At 71.0% G+C, this 16,813-nt stretch carries 19 protein-coding genes; 7 read left to right on the forward strand and 12 right to left on the reverse strand.

The features are described 5' to 3' along the window. Positions 1–10: 10 nt before the first annotated feature. The 5 genes from OG219_RS07000 to OG219_RS07020 are packed head-to-tail and all read right to left on the reverse strand — an operon-like array spanning position 11 to position 4,565. Positions 11–790, reverse strand: coding sequence for a thioesterase II family protein (locus tag OG219_RS07000; protein WP_266823968.1), 780 nt, complete (start codon positions 788–790; stop codon positions 11–13). Next, entirely contained in the window at positions 787–1,578 is a 792-nt protein-coding gene (locus tag OG219_RS07005; protein ID WP_266823970.1) for a MaoC/PaaZ C-terminal domain-containing protein, read from the reverse strand. The genes OG219_RS07000 and OG219_RS07005 overlap by 4 nt, the downstream gene beginning before the upstream one ends. After that, a complete protein-coding gene (locus OG219_RS07010; RefSeq protein WP_266823972.1) occupies positions 1,578–2,012 on the reverse strand; it encodes a MaoC family dehydratase N-terminal domain-containing protein in 435 nt (144 codons plus the stop codon). Before OG219_RS07010 ends, OG219_RS07005 begins: the two co-directional genes overlap by 1 nt. Next, a complete protein-coding gene (locus OG219_RS07015) occupies positions 2,009–3,418 on the reverse strand; it encodes a class I adenylate-forming enzyme family protein (RefSeq protein ID WP_266823974.1) in 1,410 nt (469 codons plus the stop codon). Before OG219_RS07015 ends, OG219_RS07010 begins: the two co-directional genes overlap by 4 nt. Positions 3,419–3,446: 28 nt before the next feature. After that, entirely contained in the window at positions 3,447–4,565 is a 1,119-nt protein-coding gene (locus OG219_RS07020; protein ID WP_266823976.1) for a 3-dehydroquinate synthase II, read from the reverse strand. A 303-nt stretch (positions 4,566–4,868) separates the two neighbouring features. On the opposite strand from OG219_RS07020, the gene OG219_RS07025 reads away from it, so the two are divergent. The 6 genes from OG219_RS07025 (at position 4,869) to OG219_RS07050 (ending at position 9,447) form a co-directional block, all read left to right on the forward strand. Beyond that, the gene (locus OG219_RS07025; RefSeq protein ID WP_266823978.1) at positions 4,869–5,684 is read left to right on the forward strand and encodes a 2-amino-3,7-dideoxy-D-threo-hept-6-ulosonate synthase; all 816 of its coding nucleotides are present in this window, start codon (positions 4,869–4,871) and stop codon (positions 5,682–5,684) included. A gap of 95 nt (positions 5,685–5,779) precedes the next feature. Further along, the gene (locus OG219_RS07030; RefSeq protein WP_266469270.1) at positions 5,780–6,058 is read left to right on the forward strand and encodes an acyl carrier protein; all 279 of its coding nucleotides are present in this window, start codon (positions 5,780–5,782) and stop codon (positions 6,056–6,058) included. Continuing rightward, positions 6,055–6,336, forward strand: coding sequence for a hypothetical protein (locus OG219_RS07035; protein WP_266823980.1), 282 nt, complete (start codon positions 6,055–6,057; stop codon positions 6,334–6,336). The genes OG219_RS07030 and OG219_RS07035 overlap by 4 nt, the downstream gene beginning before the upstream one ends. Beyond that, positions 6,326–7,519 carry a beta-ketoacyl synthase gene (locus tag OG219_RS07040; RefSeq protein WP_266823982.1) on the forward strand — a complete coding sequence of 398 codons (1,194 nt, stop codon included), beginning with the start codon at positions 6,326–6,328 and terminating at the stop codon, positions 7,517–7,519. The genes OG219_RS07035 and OG219_RS07040 overlap by 11 nt, the downstream gene beginning before the upstream one ends. A 55-nt stretch (positions 7,520–7,574) precedes the next feature. Next, positions 7,575–8,312, forward strand: coding sequence for a beta-ketoacyl synthase chain length factor (locus OG219_RS07045; protein WP_266823984.1), 738 nt, complete (start codon positions 7,575–7,577; stop codon positions 8,310–8,312). A gap of 19 nt (positions 8,313–8,331) precedes the next feature. Beyond that, positions 8,332–9,447: an LLM class flavin-dependent oxidoreductase gene (locus OG219_RS07050; protein ID WP_266836026.1), complete on the forward strand. Its 1,116-nt coding sequence runs from the start codon at positions 8,332–8,334 to the stop codon at positions 9,445–9,447. 85 nt (positions 9,448–9,532) lie between these two features. Here OG219_RS07050 and fabG read toward each other — a convergent pair whose 3' ends face one another. The 6 genes from fabG to OG219_RS07080 form a co-directional block, all read right to left on the reverse strand. Beyond that, positions 9,533–10,237, reverse strand: coding sequence for a 3-oxoacyl-ACP reductase FabG (gene fabG / locus OG219_RS07055; RefSeq protein WP_266469258.1), 705 nt, complete (start codon positions 10,235–10,237; stop codon positions 9,533–9,535). A 105-nt stretch (positions 10,238–10,342) separates the two neighbouring features. Continuing rightward, the gene (locus OG219_RS07060) at positions 10,343–10,876 is read right to left on the reverse strand and encodes a flavin reductase family protein (RefSeq protein ID WP_266823987.1); all 534 of its coding nucleotides are present in this window, start codon (positions 10,874–10,876) and stop codon (positions 10,343–10,345) included. A 15-nt stretch (positions 10,877–10,891) separates the two neighbouring features. Beyond that, positions 10,892–11,284, reverse strand: coding sequence for a PaaI family thioesterase (locus OG219_RS07065; RefSeq protein ID WP_266836027.1), 393 nt, complete (start codon positions 11,282–11,284; stop codon positions 10,892–10,894). Between the two features lie 290 nt (positions 11,285–11,574). After that, positions 11,575–12,177: a TetR-like C-terminal domain-containing protein gene (locus OG219_RS07070; RefSeq protein ID WP_266823988.1), complete on the reverse strand. Its 603-nt coding sequence runs from the start codon at positions 12,175–12,177 to the stop codon at positions 11,575–11,577. 18 nt (positions 12,178–12,195) lie between these two features. After that, a complete protein-coding gene (locus tag OG219_RS07075) occupies positions 12,196–12,918 on the reverse strand; it encodes a response regulator transcription factor (protein WP_266823989.1) in 723 nt (240 codons plus the stop codon). Beyond that, positions 12,899–13,768, reverse strand: a complete 870-nt coding sequence (locus OG219_RS07080; protein WP_266823990.1) for a 4'-phosphopantetheinyl transferase superfamily protein — start codon at positions 13,766–13,768, stop codon at positions 12,899–12,901. Before OG219_RS07080 ends, OG219_RS07075 begins: the two co-directional genes overlap by 20 nt. Before the next feature lie 224 nt (positions 13,769–13,992). Here OG219_RS07080 and OG219_RS07085 point away from each other — a divergent pair, with 224 nt between their 5' ends. After that, positions 13,993–15,210, forward strand: a complete 1,218-nt coding sequence (locus OG219_RS07085; RefSeq protein ID WP_266823991.1) for an NAD(P)/FAD-dependent oxidoreductase — start codon at positions 13,993–13,995, stop codon at positions 15,208–15,210. A 69-nt stretch (positions 15,211–15,279) separates the two neighbouring features. Here the strand turns inward: OG219_RS07085 and OG219_RS07090 are convergent, their stop codons facing one another. After that, a complete protein-coding gene (locus OG219_RS07090; RefSeq protein ID WP_266823992.1) occupies positions 15,280–16,812 on the reverse strand; it encodes a long-chain fatty acid--CoA ligase in 1,533 nt (510 codons plus the stop codon). Position 16,813 lies beyond the last annotated feature (1 nt).

Raw genomic sequence — 16,813 nt, forward strand, 5'->3', positions numbered from 1 at the left:
TGGGGAACGTTCATCGGACCCGGCCGGGTCCGTCCGCGGCGAGCAACTGCCCGGTGATGGCCTCGAGTACGGCCCGACCCGATTCGGCGAGGAAGAAGTGGCCGCCGGGCACCTGGGACAACGTGAAGCCGGCCGCGGTCTCCGCGGCCCAGCCGCGCATCGCCCCACTGGGCGTCAGCAGGTCGGAGGCGCCCGCGAACCCCCTGATGGGGACGGCGAGTTCCTCGGACGGCTGCCGGCGGTACCCCGCCACCAGTGCGAGGTCGGCCCGCAGCGCCGGCAGCAGCAGCTCCAGCAGCGCGGGCTTGGCCAGCACGGAGGCCGGGGTGCCACCGGTCCGCCGGAGCCACTCCGTGAGCTCGGCGTCCGTTCCCCGCCACACCGCCTGCGGCCGCACCGAGCCCGGCGCCACACTCGCCCCCACGAAGAGTCCGGCCGGCTGCCTCAGCCCGGGCGACCGGGCCAGTTCGCGCGCCAGGGCGAGCCCGGCGAGTCCGCCCATGCTGTGCCCGTAGATGCCATAGGGACGGTCCAGGTACGGAGCGAGCACTCCGGTCAGTTCCTTGGCGAGCAGCCGCGCGTCGTCGAACGGCTGCTCGGCGATCCGGTTCCCGCGCCCCGGCAGTTGGACGGCCATCACCTCGACGCGGCGCCCGAGATCACGGTCGCGCAGCCAGTCGCGGAAGACGGTGGCACCGCCGCCTGCGTACGGCAGACAGAAGAGTCTGACCGGCGCGTCCGACTCCGCCCTGGCGGCCGGCCGGATCCATGGGTCGCGCGGCCGGTTCATGTGGGCCGCGGGGCGGGGGTCGGGGCCGGGACAACCGGGGCGGCGCCCGCAGCCGGATCGGCCGGCATAGCGGCCGGAACCGGGGCCGGGGCGGGAGCCGGAACGGAGACCGTGGCCGGGGTGGGAACCAAGGCCGGGGCCGACGCAACCGAGGCGGGGCCCACACCCGGAACGCCCGGCACGGAGCCCGGAATCGTGGCTGGCACGGTGCCCGGAGCCGAAGCGGGAGCCGGCACGGAGACCGCAGCCGATGTAACCGGGGCCGAGCCCGCGGCCGGCACGAAGCCCGAGCCCGCGGCCGGATCGGAGGCCACAGCCGACACACCCGGCGCCCGCACACTCGACGCCCGTGCTCCCGAAACCGGCGCAGCCGGGATCCGTACCAGCGCTTCCCCCCGCACCGTCAGCGGGCCGTCCACCCGCCGCACCGCCAGTGCCAGCCTCGCCGCCCGCCCCCCGGCGACCGTCTCGATCGCCTTGACGCGCGCCGTGCAGCGCAGCCGTGCGGGCACCGTCGTGACGGCGGTGAAGGACGCCCGGAAGGACAACACGTCCTCCACCGGCGCCCATTCGACGAGGAGCCGTCCCAGCAGCGCCATGGAGAGCATGCCGTGGGCGATCACATCGTCCAGTCCCGCCGCGCGGGCCGCCTGCGGGTCCAGGTGGATCGGATTGGGATCGCCGTACGACTCGGCGAAGGCCGCCAGAGTGGCCCGGTCGATCTGTTCCGGCAGCAGTTCGGGCAGCTCCGCGCCGACCTCCGCCGCCGCGAGCGAGAACCCGCTCATCACTTCCCTCCCGGCTGTACGAGGATGACCTGGTGGAGCTCGGCGACCAGAGCGCCGTCGCGGCTGACCGCCGTGTCACGGACGACGAAGTCGAGCCCACGCCGCGTACGGATGTCGGTGATCACCGGCGCGAAGGTGAGCAGGTCTCCGGCGTACACCGCCCGGTGATGGACGAACCCCTGCTCGACGTGGCGCACATCGCTCAGCCGGACCCCCAGGTCGGCCAGGAAGTCACCGGGCTCCTGCCGCTCGAAACCGGCGAGGAGCGCGGGCGGCACCGGCAGATCGGGGTGCCCGGCCGCCCGCGCCGCCGCCTCATCGGTGAAGACCGCGCCCGGGAGCCCGACCGCTGCCGCGTAGCGGCGCAGCCGGTCGCGCTCCACCGCGACGGTGTACGGGGCCAGGACGGCACCCACGAAGTCGCGGTCGATCACCGGGCCACCACCTGCCGCTGCCGTTCCCTTGCCGCGTGCAGCAGTTCACGGTTGCGGATCAGCTTGCCGTTGGAGGTGCGCGGCAGCACGGCCGGGAAGTGGAAGGCCTTGGGGATCTTGTACGGGCTGAGCTGTTCGCGGCACCAGGCGAGCAGCTCGGCGTTGGACACCCGGCCGGACACGACCAGATGGGCCTCGATCGCGTCCCCGTAGACCACCACCGCCTCGGTGACGGCCGCATGCGATGTCAGGACGGACTCCACCTCGGTCAGATCGACCTTCAGACCGCCGATCGCGACCACCGAGTCGACCCGGCCGGTGATCTCCAGGACCCCGGTGTCCGGCCCGACGGTGGACAGGTCATGGGTGTTGAGCCAGCCGCCCACGAAACGGCTCTCGTGGTCCCCGTGCAGATAGGGGTTCTCCGGAAGGCTGACCCGAAGGGTGCCCTCCTTGATGACGGTACGGACCCCCGGCGCCGGAACACCGACGGCAGGCAGCGGGTACGCCCCGGTCAGATCGGTCGCGATGATGCCGGTCTCGGTCATGCCGTACGCCTGGCCGATGCGTACGCCGTACCGCTCCTCGAAGCGCTCGAAGATCTCGGTGGGCAGGATCTCCCCGCCGGAGACCGCGAGCCGCAGCTCGGCCGGTACGGCGGGCCCTTCGATCCGGCTCAGCAGATCGAAGTGCGCCGGGACGCCGAACACCGCGGCGACCTGACGGTCCACCAGGATCCGGAGCAGCTCGTTGCGGTGCGGTCGGCGGGCGAAGTGCAGGGCCACGCCGGTGTTCAGCGCGTGCAGCACGCCGCCGATCAGCCCGAAGGAGTGCACCAGTGAGCTGAGCAGCAAGACGCTCTCGCCGGGCCGCGGCATGTCCGCGAGGCGAGCGAAGCGGTCGATCTCGGCCAGCAGCGATTCCCCGGTACGGCCGATCACCTTGGGCAGACCCGTGGAACCGGAGCTGAACTGCACGAGCCGGTGCCCGGTCGCGGCCGGGCGCCCCTGCGGGCGCGACGCCACCACGACCTCGCACTCGTCCCGGAACGCGGCCACCCGCAGGGGTTCCTCGCCCGAGGTGAGATGGAACTGCGGCTCGCACACCTCGATCAGCCGGGTGGTCTCCGCCCGGGTCAGCCGCGGATCGAGCAGCATGACCTGCGCGCCCGAACTCCACAGGGCGAACACCGTCCACAACAGGGTGAAGCCCGGCGGCAGTTGAACGGCCACGGTGCTGCCGGCGCGGATGCCGTGGGCCGCCAGCCGGCCGGCCGCGCGACCGGTCTCGTACCGCAACCGCTCGCGCGTCACCTCCTGTTCGCCATGGGCCCAGAGGTCGGTGTCGCGGTCGGTGTCGGACAGGCATGCCGCGAGCCAGGAGTCGAAATCCGTCGGTGAAGCCATTGCGCTGTCCGCCTCCGTCACTTCTCGATCACTTCTCGATGCAGAACTCGCCCACAGGCCAGCCGACATGACGCTTGTCGGTGGCGATGTAGCCGAGCAGCTTGTCGCCGGGCTTGAGCTCGGTGCAGTTCAGTACGGTGGCGCCGGGGCCGAGCACCCGCACGTGCCAGTCGTCCTGCAGCGTCAGGCTGACTTCGACGCCCTCGTCGGACTTGGCCCTGACGGTCAGCAGCGGGCGGGATTCGAGCTTGACCCGGCCGACCACGATCCGCCGGGTGCGGCCGTCCGCCGTCACACCGAGGACGGTGCTGCCGGCCTTGAGCTCACTGAGGTAGTTGGTGCGGTTGTCGGCGCCCATGACGTACGAGTGCAGCGCACCGGCGTTCACCCGGAAGGGCCGAGTCGGCATGTAGGGCAGCGGGTGGGTCTCGCTGACGCACAGCACGAAGCCGTGGGCGTACGAGCCGACCAGGATGCCCTCGTCCTTCTCGAAGTGGGTGCAGGTGTCGACGCACACCCGGTCGCCGAGGCCGTTGTGCTCGATCGACTCCACGGTCAGCGTGGACAGTTCGAGGTCCTGGGTCGAGGACTGGAGCAGGCTGTTCAGACCGAAGATGTCGTTGGCGTCCTTGGGCGCGAGGAGCAGCCCGTCCGAGCCCTTCTCCAGTACGTCCACGATGATGCCGGCCTCTTCCAGGTCACCGGCCTCGCAGATCAGCCGCCCGGGGCTCTTGTCGGCGGCGGCGATCACGATCTCCAGCGGGATCTTGGTGGGGTCGCGGAACTTCACCACCGTGTGCTCCAGCTCCTGTGCGGCCGCGCAGGCGAGCCGGAGCGAGGGGTCGTCGACGACGTCGACGAACGCGCCGTGCCGGGCCGGGGCCTCGGCCGCCACCAGCTTCAGCTTGTCCAGCTCGGCGGTCGTGCGGACCGCGGTGAGGACGATGTCGGCGACATCGGCCGCCTCCGGGGGCAGTGTCGCGTCCGGAGCGGCGAGCAGTACCTTCTGCACGGTCGGCGGCAGAGTGGCCAGCAGCTCCAGGCGGTCGTCGACGAACCCGGCGAGACCGGCGTGGATCGCCGCGTCCACCACCGCCTCACGCTGGTTCTTCTCGACGGAACGGATGTCGATCCAGGCGAACTTCACGTTGACCATCCCTACGCTGAGTGGCTGTTTCCGGCGTACCGCTGCCGGAGGCGTACCGGGCCGGCGGCGTTCCCCGGCCGGACGTCCCGATCAGCACGATGTCAGCGCGGACCTACGCCCCAACAGCCGCGAAAGGGCTGCTCGATGGGCGGTCGGACGGAGGGCGGGGGCTGGCCGGTCGGGTACCTCGATCGGCGCCGCCACGCGCACTCGCAGAGGCACTCCGTTCGAGGGGTAGCGGCGGCCGCGCGCGGGGTGAGACTCGGTCACCGAATCAGACTTCCAGGTGACGAGGGGTGGATCATGACAGCAAGGTCCGGTGGTATGGCGCTGCGCCTGTCACGGCTGTCCCGGCACAGCGACGGGCGTTATCTGTTCGTGCCGATGGACCATTCGGTGGGAGACGGTCCCATCGTCGCCGCCAGGGACTTCAACGGGCTGGTCCGCACAGCGGTGGCGGGCGGCGCGGACGGCATCGTGGTGCACAAGGGGCGTGCGGCGACCGTCGATCCGGGGCTGCTGCGCGACTGCTCACTGATCGTGCATCTGAGCGCGAGCACGTCCCACGCCACCGACGTCGACGCCAAGGTTCTGGTCGGCGACGTCGAAGAGGCGATCCAGCTCGGCGCGGACGCGGTGAGCGTGCACGTCAACATCGGCTCCGACACCGAGAGCCGGCAGCTGACGGATCTCAGCTCGGTGGCCGACGCCTGCCGGCGGTGGGGTATGCCGCTGCTGGCCATGGTGTATCCGAGGGGGCCGCGGATCACCGACCCGCACGACCCCCGGCTGCTCTCGCACGTCGTCAACGTGGCGGCGGACCTTGGCGCTTCGATGGTGAAGACCACCTGGGCGGCACCGCTGGAGCGGATGGCCGAGGTCGTCGAGAGCTGCCCGATCCCGGTACTGGTCGCCGGCGGCCCGAGCAGGAGCGACGCCGACCTGGCCAACTACGCCGCCGGTGCGATCGCGGCGGGCTGCAGCGGTCTCGCCGTGGGACGCAGCTTCTTCGAGAGCAGTACGCCCGCCAGCGTGATCCGCGCGCTCTCGGCCGCGGTGCACGAGACCCCGCGCCTCACCGAGCGGCTCGGCACGGTCCAGCGGGTCCCGGTCCGCTGAGCGGCCCCCGCGGTCTGCCGGCCGGCGGACCGCGGTGAGCAGGATCAACAGCCATGCCCGGCCCAACAAGCCGGACAACCACGTACGGAGACGCCATGCATGAAGAGACCCGCGAGTTCATCCTGACGGTGATCAGGGACGTCATCAATCTCCCGCTGCCCGCGCAGGTCGAGGACGGCCTCCCGCTCGGCGAGGAAGGGCTGGGGCTCGAGTCGCTCGCCATGATCGAGCTGGTGCTGCAGCTGGAGGGTGAGTACGGCATCGACCTGCCCGAGGAGGACCTGGAACCGCAACTGGTCCCGAACCTCGGCCGGTTCGTGGACGCGGTCGTCGACCGGCGGTCGGCCCTTGCGGCGGGCAGCGCGGCCCAGTGATCACCGAAACCGATGTGGCACAGCTGCTGCGCGACAGCGGTCAGCTGCTCGATGACTGGGACGCCGGGACCGAACTCGCCCTCGATTCCCTGACCTTCGTCTGGCTGGTCCACCTGCTCGACGAACGCCACGGAATCGTCGTCGGTCCCGAGGACGAGGACGAGCTGGCCGCCAGCGACACGATCGGCTCACTGCACCGCAACCTGGTCCGGCTGCTGCCGGGCGGGGCCGGCGGGGCGAGTGCGGCCAGTGGGACGGAGGCCCGGCATGCGTCCTGAGGTGGCGATCACCGGATACGGAGTACTCACCGCCTTCGGCTTCGGCGCCGAAGCACTGCGTGAGGGCGTCTTCGCGGGCCGGCCGGGGTTCGTCCCGGTCAGCCGCTTCGACACCGCCCCCTTCCACGCGAAGCGAGCCGCCACCTACGAAGGCCACGGCCCCGAGATCCCCGGGGTACCGGTCAAGCCCGGCTACACCCCGACGCAGGCCGAAGTGCTGCACGCGTGCACCGCGGAGGCGCTGCGGATGGCGGGCACCGAGGCGTCCGGTGCGCCGGTGCTCCTCGGCACCAACGGGGATCACTCCGCGAGCCGGTCCTTCTGGACGGACATGGCGGCCGGCCGGGACCCCGGGGATCGGCGGACGCTGGACAGCATGCCGGCCCGGCTGCCGCACGGCATCGGCGAATCCTTCGCCCTGGACGGTCCGCGGCTCGCCTTCGTCAACGCCTGCGTCGCCTCGACCAACGCGATCGCGCACGGCGCCGCGCTGATCCGGCGCGGGGCTGCCGACACGGTGGTCTGTGGCGGCGCGTACCTGGTCACCGAGGACGTGTTCGCGAAGTTCGACTCCGGCAAGGCGCTGAGCCGGGAGGGTGTCGTCCGGCCGTTCGCCGCGGGCCGGGCGGGTCTCCTCCAGGGCGACGGCGCGGCCGTGCTGGTCCTGGAGTCGGCCGAGCGCGCACGGGCACGCGGGGCCGAGGTGCTCGCCGAGGTGGCGGGCTGGGGCATGGCCGCCGACGCGTACCACGTCATCAAGCCGCACCCGCGGGGTGAGGGGCTGGCCCGCGCGGCCCGCGCCGCGCTGCGTAGCGCGGGGCTGTCGCCCGAGCGGATCGGGTACGTCAACGCGCACGGCACCGGCACCCCGCTGAACGATGTCGCGGAAACGGCGGCGCTGCACGGCATCTTCGGCGCGCACGCGCCGGCCGTCCCGGTGAGTTCGACGAAGGGCAGCACCGGCCACATGCTCGAGGCCACCGGGGCCGTGGAGGCGGTGATCACCCTGCTCGCGCTCCGCGACGGCATCCTGCCGCCCACGGTCGGCTACCAGGAGCCGGACCCCGACTGCGACCTGGATTACGTGCCGGGCGAGGCCCGTCGGGCCCCCGTCACTCACGCGCTCTCGCTCAACGCCGCGTTCGGCGGAGTGAACGCGGCCCTTGTCCTGAAGCGGGCGTAGCGGCGCAGCCATTTCCCACCGCCGCGTTCCCCGTCCGCACCCTGAAAGGAATCGCATGACCACGCTGCTCGCACAGCCGCGCTCGATCGTGGCGGCGGCCTGCCGGGCGCCCTGGGGGGAGGCCGCCGACGGCCTGCCCGGCGCCGCGCCGGCCGAAGTGCCCAATGTTCCGGGCTTTGTGCTGTCGCGGTTCAGTCCGCTGGTCGCCGAGGTCGCCGGCGCCTGCCTCGGCGATCCGGGGACCGAGCGCGACCTGACCGCGGGCCGCGCCGAGCGGACCGCCATCGTGCTGGCCACCACCTACGGCGACACCACCACGTCCGATGTCGCGACCCAGCGGCTGGTCGCGGGCCAGGTCCACAGCCCGCTGCTGTTCTTCCAGTCGGTGACCACGTCGATCCTCGGCCATCTGACCAAGCGGTACGGCATCACCGGCCCCATCAGCTGTATCTCGGCGGGCACTGACCCGGCCGCCGAGGCCCTGCAGCTGGCGGACCTCCTGCTGGACGAGGAGGAGGTGGAGCAGGTGCTGGTGATCGGCGTCGAGACCGCGGCCAACGAGCGCGTCGACTGGGTGCGCGAACGCGTGGGCTCGGCACGGCTGTTCGGGCCGCTGCCGCAGGGCGACGCCGCCGTGGCGCTGCTGCTGCGCCGCCGGAACGCGGACGGTTCACCGGGGTCGCCGCCCGCGGAGCCGGCCGTGCCGCAGTGGCCCGCGTACGGCTGGCTGGCCCCGCTGGTCGACCTCTGCACCGCGTACGACCTGTCATCGAGTACGTCAACGACCTTGTGAGGAGCCTCAATTGGACCGGATGGGCTTCGGCGCCTTCCTTTCACCCCTTCACCCGCTGGGTGAGGACCCGGCCCTGTCGCTGTGGCGGGACCTCGAGCTGGCCGAGTGGCTCGACCAACTCGGTTTCGACGAACTCTGGGTCGGCGAGCACCACTCGGCCGGCTGGGGAACCGTCAGCTCGCCCGAGTTGTTCATCGCCACCGCGGCCGAGCGGACCAGGCACATCAGGCTCGGCACCGGGGTGGTCAGCCTGCCGTACCACCACCCGTTCATGGTCGCCTCGCGGGCCGTACAGCTGGACCAGCTGACCCGGGGACGGTTCACCCTCGGCGTCGGAGCGGGCTCCATCCCTTCGGACATGCACTTCCTCGGCATCGACCCGGCGGACACCCGTCGGCGCACCGCGGAGTCGCTGGAGGTGATCCTTCAGCTGCTGGACGGCGAGAAGCCGGTCACCCACCGCACCGACTGGTTCGAACTCCGCGACGCCCGCCTCCAGTTGCGTCCGTACGCGAAGACCGGGCTGCCGCTGGCGGTGTCCAGTGCCACCTCCCCGTTCGGTATGCGCCTTGCGGGGCAGCACGGGATCAGCCCGATCTCCTTCGGCATCCCGCCGCGGCCGGGCAGCCAGATCGGCGACCTCGTCGGCCAGTGGCGGCACGCGGAGGAAGCGGCGGCCGAGCACGGCCGCACGATCGACCGGGCCGACTGGCGGGTGACGCTGTCCGTGCATGTGTCGGAGAGCCGCTCCCAGGCGCTCGACGAGATCGTCGACGGCTGGATGCGCTACCGCAACGAGTACTGGGCCCTCGTCGGCGCTCCGCCCGTGCACTCCCGCGCGGAGGCCCGCAAGGCGCTGGAGGAGGCGATCGACCGGCGCAGCGCGATCATCGGCTCGGTCGACGAGTGCGTCCAGGCGATCCGCGACATTCAGGAGGCCACCGGCGGCTTCGGCCGGCTGCTGGTCACCGTCATGGACTGGGCGCAGCGGGAGCAGATGAAGCGGAGCTTCGAGCTGCTCGCCCGGTTCGTGGCTCCCCATTTCAACGGCGCGCTCCGCGGCGTCACCGACTCCTACGAGTGGACGGGCGAGCAGGCCCGGGCGTTCTTCGCCAAGCAGGGCGCGGGCCAGTAGCAAGGCCCCGGCAACACTGATCCGCCGCCAGGAAAGGCTTCCTGACGGCGGATCAGCTGTTTGCGGCCCCACGTGGCGGCCGGGGTCAGTGCCCCATGCCGAGGCCTCCGTCGACGGGGATGACGGCGCCTGTCACATAGGACGCCCCGGGCGAGGCGAGCCAGACCACCGCGGAAGCGATCTCCGCGGGGTCGGCGATCCGGCCCAGCGGTACGTCCCCGATCATCTGCGCCCTCCGCGCCTCGGGCAGCTTCGCGGTCATGTCGGTCTCCACCAGACCCGGCGCGACCACGTTGACGGTGATGCCCCGTGAGCCGAGTTCGCGCGCCAGCGACCGGGCCAGGCCGACCAGCCCGGCCTTGCTCGCCGCGTAGTTGGCCTGCCCCTCGGAGCCGCGCAGTCCGGCGACCGAGGAGATGAAGACGACCCGCCCCTGCCGCTTGCGCAGCATTGCGGCGGCCGCCTTCCGGCTGGTCCTGAACGCACCGCCCAGGTTGGTGTCGAGCACCCGCAGGAACTGCGGGTCTGTCATCCGCAGCATCAGCCGGTCGTCGGTGATCCCGGCGTTCGACACCAGTACGTCGACCGGCCCCTGTACGGCCTCGACCTCACCGAACGCCCGCGCCACCTGGTCCGGATCGGTGACGTCGCACTCCACTCCCAGCAGCCCTTCGGGCGCGCCGGAGCCGCGGTGGGTGACAGCCACCGCGTCGCCCTGCGCCTGGAACGCCCGGGCGACGGCCAGGCCGATGCCCCGGTTTCCGCCGGTGACGAGCACCGAACGTGCCATGAAACACACCTCACTTGTGGGCCCGGCCGGTCGGCCGGGCATCGGTCATCCGTCGGTCGGTCGTGCGGGAATCGGTCGGTCGGCGGGGCGTCGGTCGACCTCGGCTCAGCCGGGCAGCCGGGTGTACGCCCCGCGGTGGTACACCAGCGGGGGCCGTACCGGGTCCGCCACCCTCATCCCCCGCACGAGGCCCAGGTAGAGCACATGGTCCCCGCCCGGGTACCGGTACTCGGTGGTGCACTCCAGGGACACCAGAGCGTCGGGCACCACCAGGTGGCCGCTGCGCCCGGCGACGGAGCCGAGCAGCTCCTGCGCCACCAGGCCGCTCGGCCGGTCGCGTGCGGCGAACCGCCGCGAGAGCTCCGTCTGGTCCTGGGCAAGGACGTTCACCGCGAAGCCCCCGGCACCGTCGATGGCGTCGACCAGCCGGCCGGCGGCGTTGACGCTCACCAGGACGAGGGTCGGTTCCAGCGAGATCGAGGTGACCGAACTGGCGGTCATCGCCTCGGTACCGGGGCCCTGGCCCACGGTGATGACGGCGATGCCCGTCGGGAAGAGGCCCATGGCCCCCCGGAACGCCTCCGCGTTCGGGCTGTCCCAGACCGTGACACCGTCCGCTCCAACTACGTCCGTAGACATTGGTCCACGCCTCCTTCAGCGCTTGTGCACCAGGCAGGTCAGACGTGCCGTGCAGGTGGGCCGCCCCTTCTCGTCGGTGATCTCGATCTGGTAGGTGGCCACCCGGCTGCCGAGATGCAGCGGCGTGCAGACCCCGGTGACCAGACCCGTGCGTACCGACTTGTGGTGGGTGCAGGACAGTTCGAGCCCTGCCACGGCGCCCCTCGGCGCCACCCAGAGGCCGGCCGCGACCGAACCCAGGGTCTCCGCCAGTACCGCGTTCGCTCCTCCGTGCAGCCAGCCGAAGGGCTGCATGTTGCCCCGTACGGGCATGGTCGCGACCACCCGCTCGGGGTCGATGGAGATGACCTCGATGCCCATCCGCGTGGCCAGTTGCTCGTCGACCAGCGACGGTGGCGCGGACAGCATGTTGCGAACGGGCACGTCCGCTGCCGAGCCGGGCTCGTCGGCCGTCAGACGCTTGCTCTCCATGTGTCCCTCTCCTGTCGTGGTCGGCACCGGGTCTCAGCGGTGCCGACCACCACGATCTCGGCACCCGGGCGACAGGCCAAGGCCCCTTCCAGGTAGCCGTTTTCCGCCCGATCGGCGCGTGCGGGCTGACCGTTCGGCCAGGGGGGAGCCGACGTACGGAGTGCCGGAAAAGCAGGAATCCCACCTCTGGCCCAGAGGTGGGATTCCCTGCCTGCTTCCTACGGGTGCTACCCGGCGGTCTTGCCGCCGCCCAGGTGCAGCCCCTGCCAGGCGTGCGCAGCGGCTTCCTCGGCGGGCAGCCAGTCAGGCCTGAGCAGCCAGCAGGTGACCAGGCCGATGAACGCCCCGGCGGAGCAGTGCGCCCGCAGTTCGACACCCGCCTCGTCGGCCCGTCCGGCTCCGGCCTGCACCAGCTGGAGAGCGACCTGCTCGGCGACCAGCTGGCGCAGCCGGTTGACGAAGCGGGGCGAGCCGCAGGGCCCGAGCATCCGCCGGTAGAGCGTGGCCTCCGCCTCGACGTGCCGGAACATGTCGAGGAAACCCTGCGGCATCTCGGCCGGCAGTACGACGAGGGGGCAGCGGGCCGCCAGGCCGATCAGTCCCGCCAGCTCGTCCTCCATCGCGTCGAGCATCAACTCGTCCAGGTCCTGGTAATGCTGATAGACCGTGGCGCGGTTGACCGTCGCCCGTTCGGCGACGTTGGCGATGGTGATGGTGTGCAGTTCCCGCTCGGCGGCGAGCTCCAAAGCTGCGGCCCGCAACAGCGCGCGGGTCCGCAGGACCCTGGGGTCGGTGCGCCTCGCCACAATCTCTGCGGTCGATTCGGACATCTGCACAGCCTACACCGGTTAGGCAACAGATGTTGCGGAGTCGACCTGTCGGCCCGTCTCCCGGCTGGGCCCCGCCAACAGGCCGTCCTCAATGGCCCGGACCACGGCGAGCGTGCGGTTGGGGCAGTTCAGCTTGGCCAGCACATTGCCCACCAGTCGCTTCACCCCGTGCTCCGAGATCTGCAGCCGCCTGGCCGCCTGCTTGTTGCTCAGCCCCTCGGCCACCAGATGCAGCACCTGGAGTTCGCGGGGTGTGAGCATCGTCCCGGGCGGCCCCCAGGGGCGCGCCTCGGCCGGCAGGGGCCCGGCCTGCCGCAGCACCCGCCGGGCGAGAGTGGCCGACACATAGAACTTGCCCGCCATGATGTCGGAGACGGCGTCGCCGAAGACCCTCGGAGTCAGCCCGGACCAGTCGACCAGCGCATGGACGCAGGAGTGGGTGCTCTGCGGTACCTCGACGCCGTCGGCCCCGTCGACGAGCAGCAGCAGCCGTACGTCGTGCGCGCTCAGCTGCTCCGCGACGGCAGGGTCCTCCGTCGCCGCGAGTTCGGCGGCGGAGATGACGACCAGGTCGAACGCGGCGGCACCGCCCGCCCGTAGGGCTTCGTCCCCGCTGCCGAAGCAGGTGACGCCACTGATGCCCCCGAGACAGCGGAGCATCCCTTCGACCCCGTATCGGCGGACTTCGTTCTCCAGAATCAGCGCGATCTTCAGGTCGCTCTCATCCAATCGGGTGGACACTTGATTTCTCCCCCAAAAAGAAAGTAAATTCTTCGAAAGCCGGAACGGCGAGGGCCGAGAAGTAATCGGACCCGGCCGGCAGGTCCGTCACCAGCCAGGTGTCGACCTCGCATCCGGCGGCACTGTGCGAGACCACCGCGGCTCGGTCACCTGGTCTCACGTCGACATTTCCGAGAGTGGCCTCGACTCCGATTCCACTCGCCTTGACAACTGCTTCTTTCCTGGTCCAGCAACGGATGAACTCCGCGTCACGGCGCCCCACCGGGACACCCTGGAAGTACGTCCGTTCACTTTCACTCAGCACGACGGATGCGAGCGAGCCGAAGTCCGTCCGGCGCACGCATTCGAGATCGACGCCCACCCGCATCCCGGCGGCGGCCGCGCAGAGCCAGTAGGGACCGGACCGCGAGAGGCTGAACTCCCAGTTGGTATGCGGGTATTGGATGTAGGGGCGGCCGTGCACGGACCGGCCGCAGCCGGCGCACGGGTGCCGGCCGAACCGGATTCGGCCCGGGTCGAGGTCCAGCACCTGAGCGAGGCACCGTCGCACTTCGGCGTGCGCGGTGACAAAGTTCGCGGCACGCACCGGATCACGGAAGGCAGAGAATCTCTGCCTTTCTTCCGGCGAAAGGATATCGATGTCATCTGGGACAAGGTGTCCAGTTGCCCGCCCGGACCACACTGCCACCTTTTCGGCTATGGACAGCCGCATGCGAGCAGTGGGCAATTCATCGGTGCGGGTCTTGCGGACGTCAAATTCAAGATCACTTACCTCCCCGTTCGGGCCGCGGGTCCATCGAAGTCCCCTCCGCGCTGAAAGGATTCCGATCCACTGCGGCTCGAGCTCCATGCAACACGGCATCGCTGTACTTTCTCTGTAGCCGACCGCTGCGCCGATCAACGCCTGTACAGCAGAACTTCGCCGAAAGCCCTCACCTTCTGCCGTACCCGAACGGGCAGCCCGAACGGTTCCGCACGCCGACTCCGAACGGACGGGCCGGGCGGACACCCGGCAGGTGACCGGACGGTATGAGGATGCTGCTGACTCTGTTGAAGCAAGCAGGAGGAGCAGCAGTGACTACAGACGGTCGGCCCAGGCCTGACATCGAGGCGGATGTGTGCGTGGTCGGCAGCGGCGCCACGGCACTCTTCGCGGCGCTGCTGTGCGCACGCTCCGGCCAGTCGGTCGTACTGGTCTCACCCCAGGCGGAGTTCGAGCCGGCGGGGGCGGGAATCTCTCCCCTGCTGGCCCCTCCGACACTCGGTCTGCTCGCCGACGAGGGCATCGAGGACGCGCTCGTCCAGGGCGGCCAGCCGGTCCTTGGCGTCGACGACCACGGGAGCACCGGCCTGCTGTCCAGCTGGCGCTACGCGGACCATCCGGGCATCGCCCGTACGCACGGCCTGACCGTCCCGACCGGCACGCTCGTGCAGGCGGCTCTCGCCGGACTGCGGGGTGAATCCGGCGCGACCGTACGGACCGGCGAGAGTGTGGTCGCCGTCGAGCAGGACGACTCCGGAGTGCTGCTCACCCTCGCCCGCACGGACGGCTCCGACCCGGCCGCTCCCGTCCGTGTCCGTGCCGCATACGCGGTCGCCGCCGACGGACGGAATTCCGCGCTGCGCGATCTCGTCGGAATCTCCCTCGACGTCTCGGCCTTCGACCGGCCGGCGTGGCTCGTCGTCACGCCCGCCGTGCCCGGCCGTGAACCCGTGCTGCTGGTACGGCACAAGGCGCCCAGCGCGCTCTTCACCATTCCCATCCCGACCCGATCGCTCGCCGTGGTCTGGTCACCCGACCGGGACCAGGAGGAGGCCCTCGACCAGGGCGGGCCGGCCGCGCTGGCCGAACAGCTGCGGCAGGTCGACCCGGAGCTGTCCGCCTGGCTGGACGAGGCCAAGGACCGTGTCTCGCCGCTGATCAGGCTCAACTTCTCCCTCTGGCGGGCCGCCTCGTGGCGGGCGGGCAGGGTCCTGCTGCTCGGGGAGACCGCGCACGGCCTGCACACGCTCGGCGGGCAGGGGCTCAACCAGTCCCTGCAGAGCGGTGCCTCGCTCGCCCGGGCCATCCACGACTCGCTCGGCTCCGGCGACCCGAACCGGATCGACGACTACGAGCGGATCCGCCGCCCCCATGTGGAACAGCTCCAGGACTTCCAGTGGAACCTCCAGGCGCTCCGCTCCTACAGCGCCAGCCCGCCGGAGCGTGGCGCGCACGAGGACTTCATCGACGTGATGACCGCCCTGCAGCCCGAACTCGCCGCGCAGCTCGCCCTCGCCAACTCCCGTTGAGACAAAGCGACTCCTGGTGGTGCGGAAGGTCCGAGCGGCCGTCCGGACCACCAGGAGTTTCGCGTGCGGTCAGCGCCCGGCGGACGCTGTGGAGAAGAGTGCCACCAGCTCCCGCTTGAGAACCTTTCCGCTGGGGCCGAGCGGGAACGCGTCGACGAACTCCACCCGCCGCGGGTACTTGTAGGCGGCGAGCCGTTCCCTGCTCCAGGCGGTGATCTCCGCACCCAGCGCCGGACCGGGTGCGAGACCGGCTCGCGTGAGCACCACTGCGCAGACCTCCTCACCGTGCAAGGCGTGCGGGACACCGATGACGGCGACCTGGGCGATCGCCGGGTGGTGCACCAGTACGTCCTCGATCTCCCGCGGGTAGACGTTGTAGCCGCCGCGCAGCACGAGGTCCTTCTTCCGGTCGACGATGGACAGATAGCCCTCGCCGTCCTTCACACCGAGATCGCCCGAGCGGAACCAGCCGTCGACCATCACCTCGGCCGTCGCCTCGGGCCGGTTGAGATAGCCGGCCATCACGTTGTGCCCCCGGATGACGATCTCCCCCACCGCACCGGTGGGCAGCAGCTCGATCCGGCCCTCCAGATCGGCTCTGGCGATCTCCACGTCGACGCCCCAGACCGGCCGTCCCACGGTGCCCGGCCTGCAGGGCCACGCCCGCTGGTTGTAGGCGACCACGGGCGAGGTCTCCGTCAGCCCGTACCCCTCGTAGATCTGGCAGCCGAACGTCTCCTGGAACTCCTCGAGGACCGTGACCGGCAGCGCCGATCCTCCGGAGAAGGCACGGTCGAGGGGTGGCCGTCGCGGATCGCCGGCGGCCGCGTCCAGGAGCGCGAGATACATCGTCGGTACGCCCATGAGCACCGTGCAGCCGTGGGTCACCATGAGGTCGAGTGCCCCCGCGCCGTCGAACCTCTCCATCAGCACCATGGTGGCGCCGGCCCGGAAGCAGGTACCCATCCCGCAGATCTGGCCGAAGGTGTGGAACAGCGGCAGACAGCCGAGCAGCACGTCATCGGGCCGGAAGTCGAACGGGGAGTCCATCCCGACCTGGATGTTCATCGTGATGTTGAGCTGCGTGAGCATCGCGCCCTTGGGCCGGCCCGTGGTGCCGGAGGTGTAGAGGATCACCGCGATGTCGCCGGGCTCGCTCGGCGCGCAGCCGCTGATCGGTTCGGCCCCCTCGGCGAGCGCGTCGACTCCGTCCGCGCCCGTGGTGAGTACCGGAACCCCGGTGGCCTCGGCTGCCTTGCCTCCCTCTCCGAGCAACGGAGCGGCACAGACCAGCAGCTCGGCGCCGGAGTCGCTCAGGACGTGCTCGATCTCCGCCGCCCGGAGCAGCGCGTTCACGGGCACCACGACCGCGCCGAGGGCCAGCACCCCGAAATAGGCGGCCGGGAACTCGAGCCCGTTGGGCAGCAGCAGCGCGACCCGGTCACCGGGGTTGATCCCCTGCTCGCGGAACACGGTCGCGTACTGCCGTGCCCGGAACCAGAGTTCGCTGTACGTCACCCGTTCCGTGCCGAAGACGATCGCCGGGTGGTCCGGGCGCCGTGCCGCGGATTCGGCGAGTACCGCGGCTACCGAGAGAGTCATC

Origin of the sequence: Streptomyces sp. NBC_00038 (assembly GCF_026343635.1) — a bacterium.
Taxonomy (GTDB): domain Bacteria; phylum Actinomycetota; class Actinomycetes; order Streptomycetales; family Streptomycetaceae; genus Streptomyces.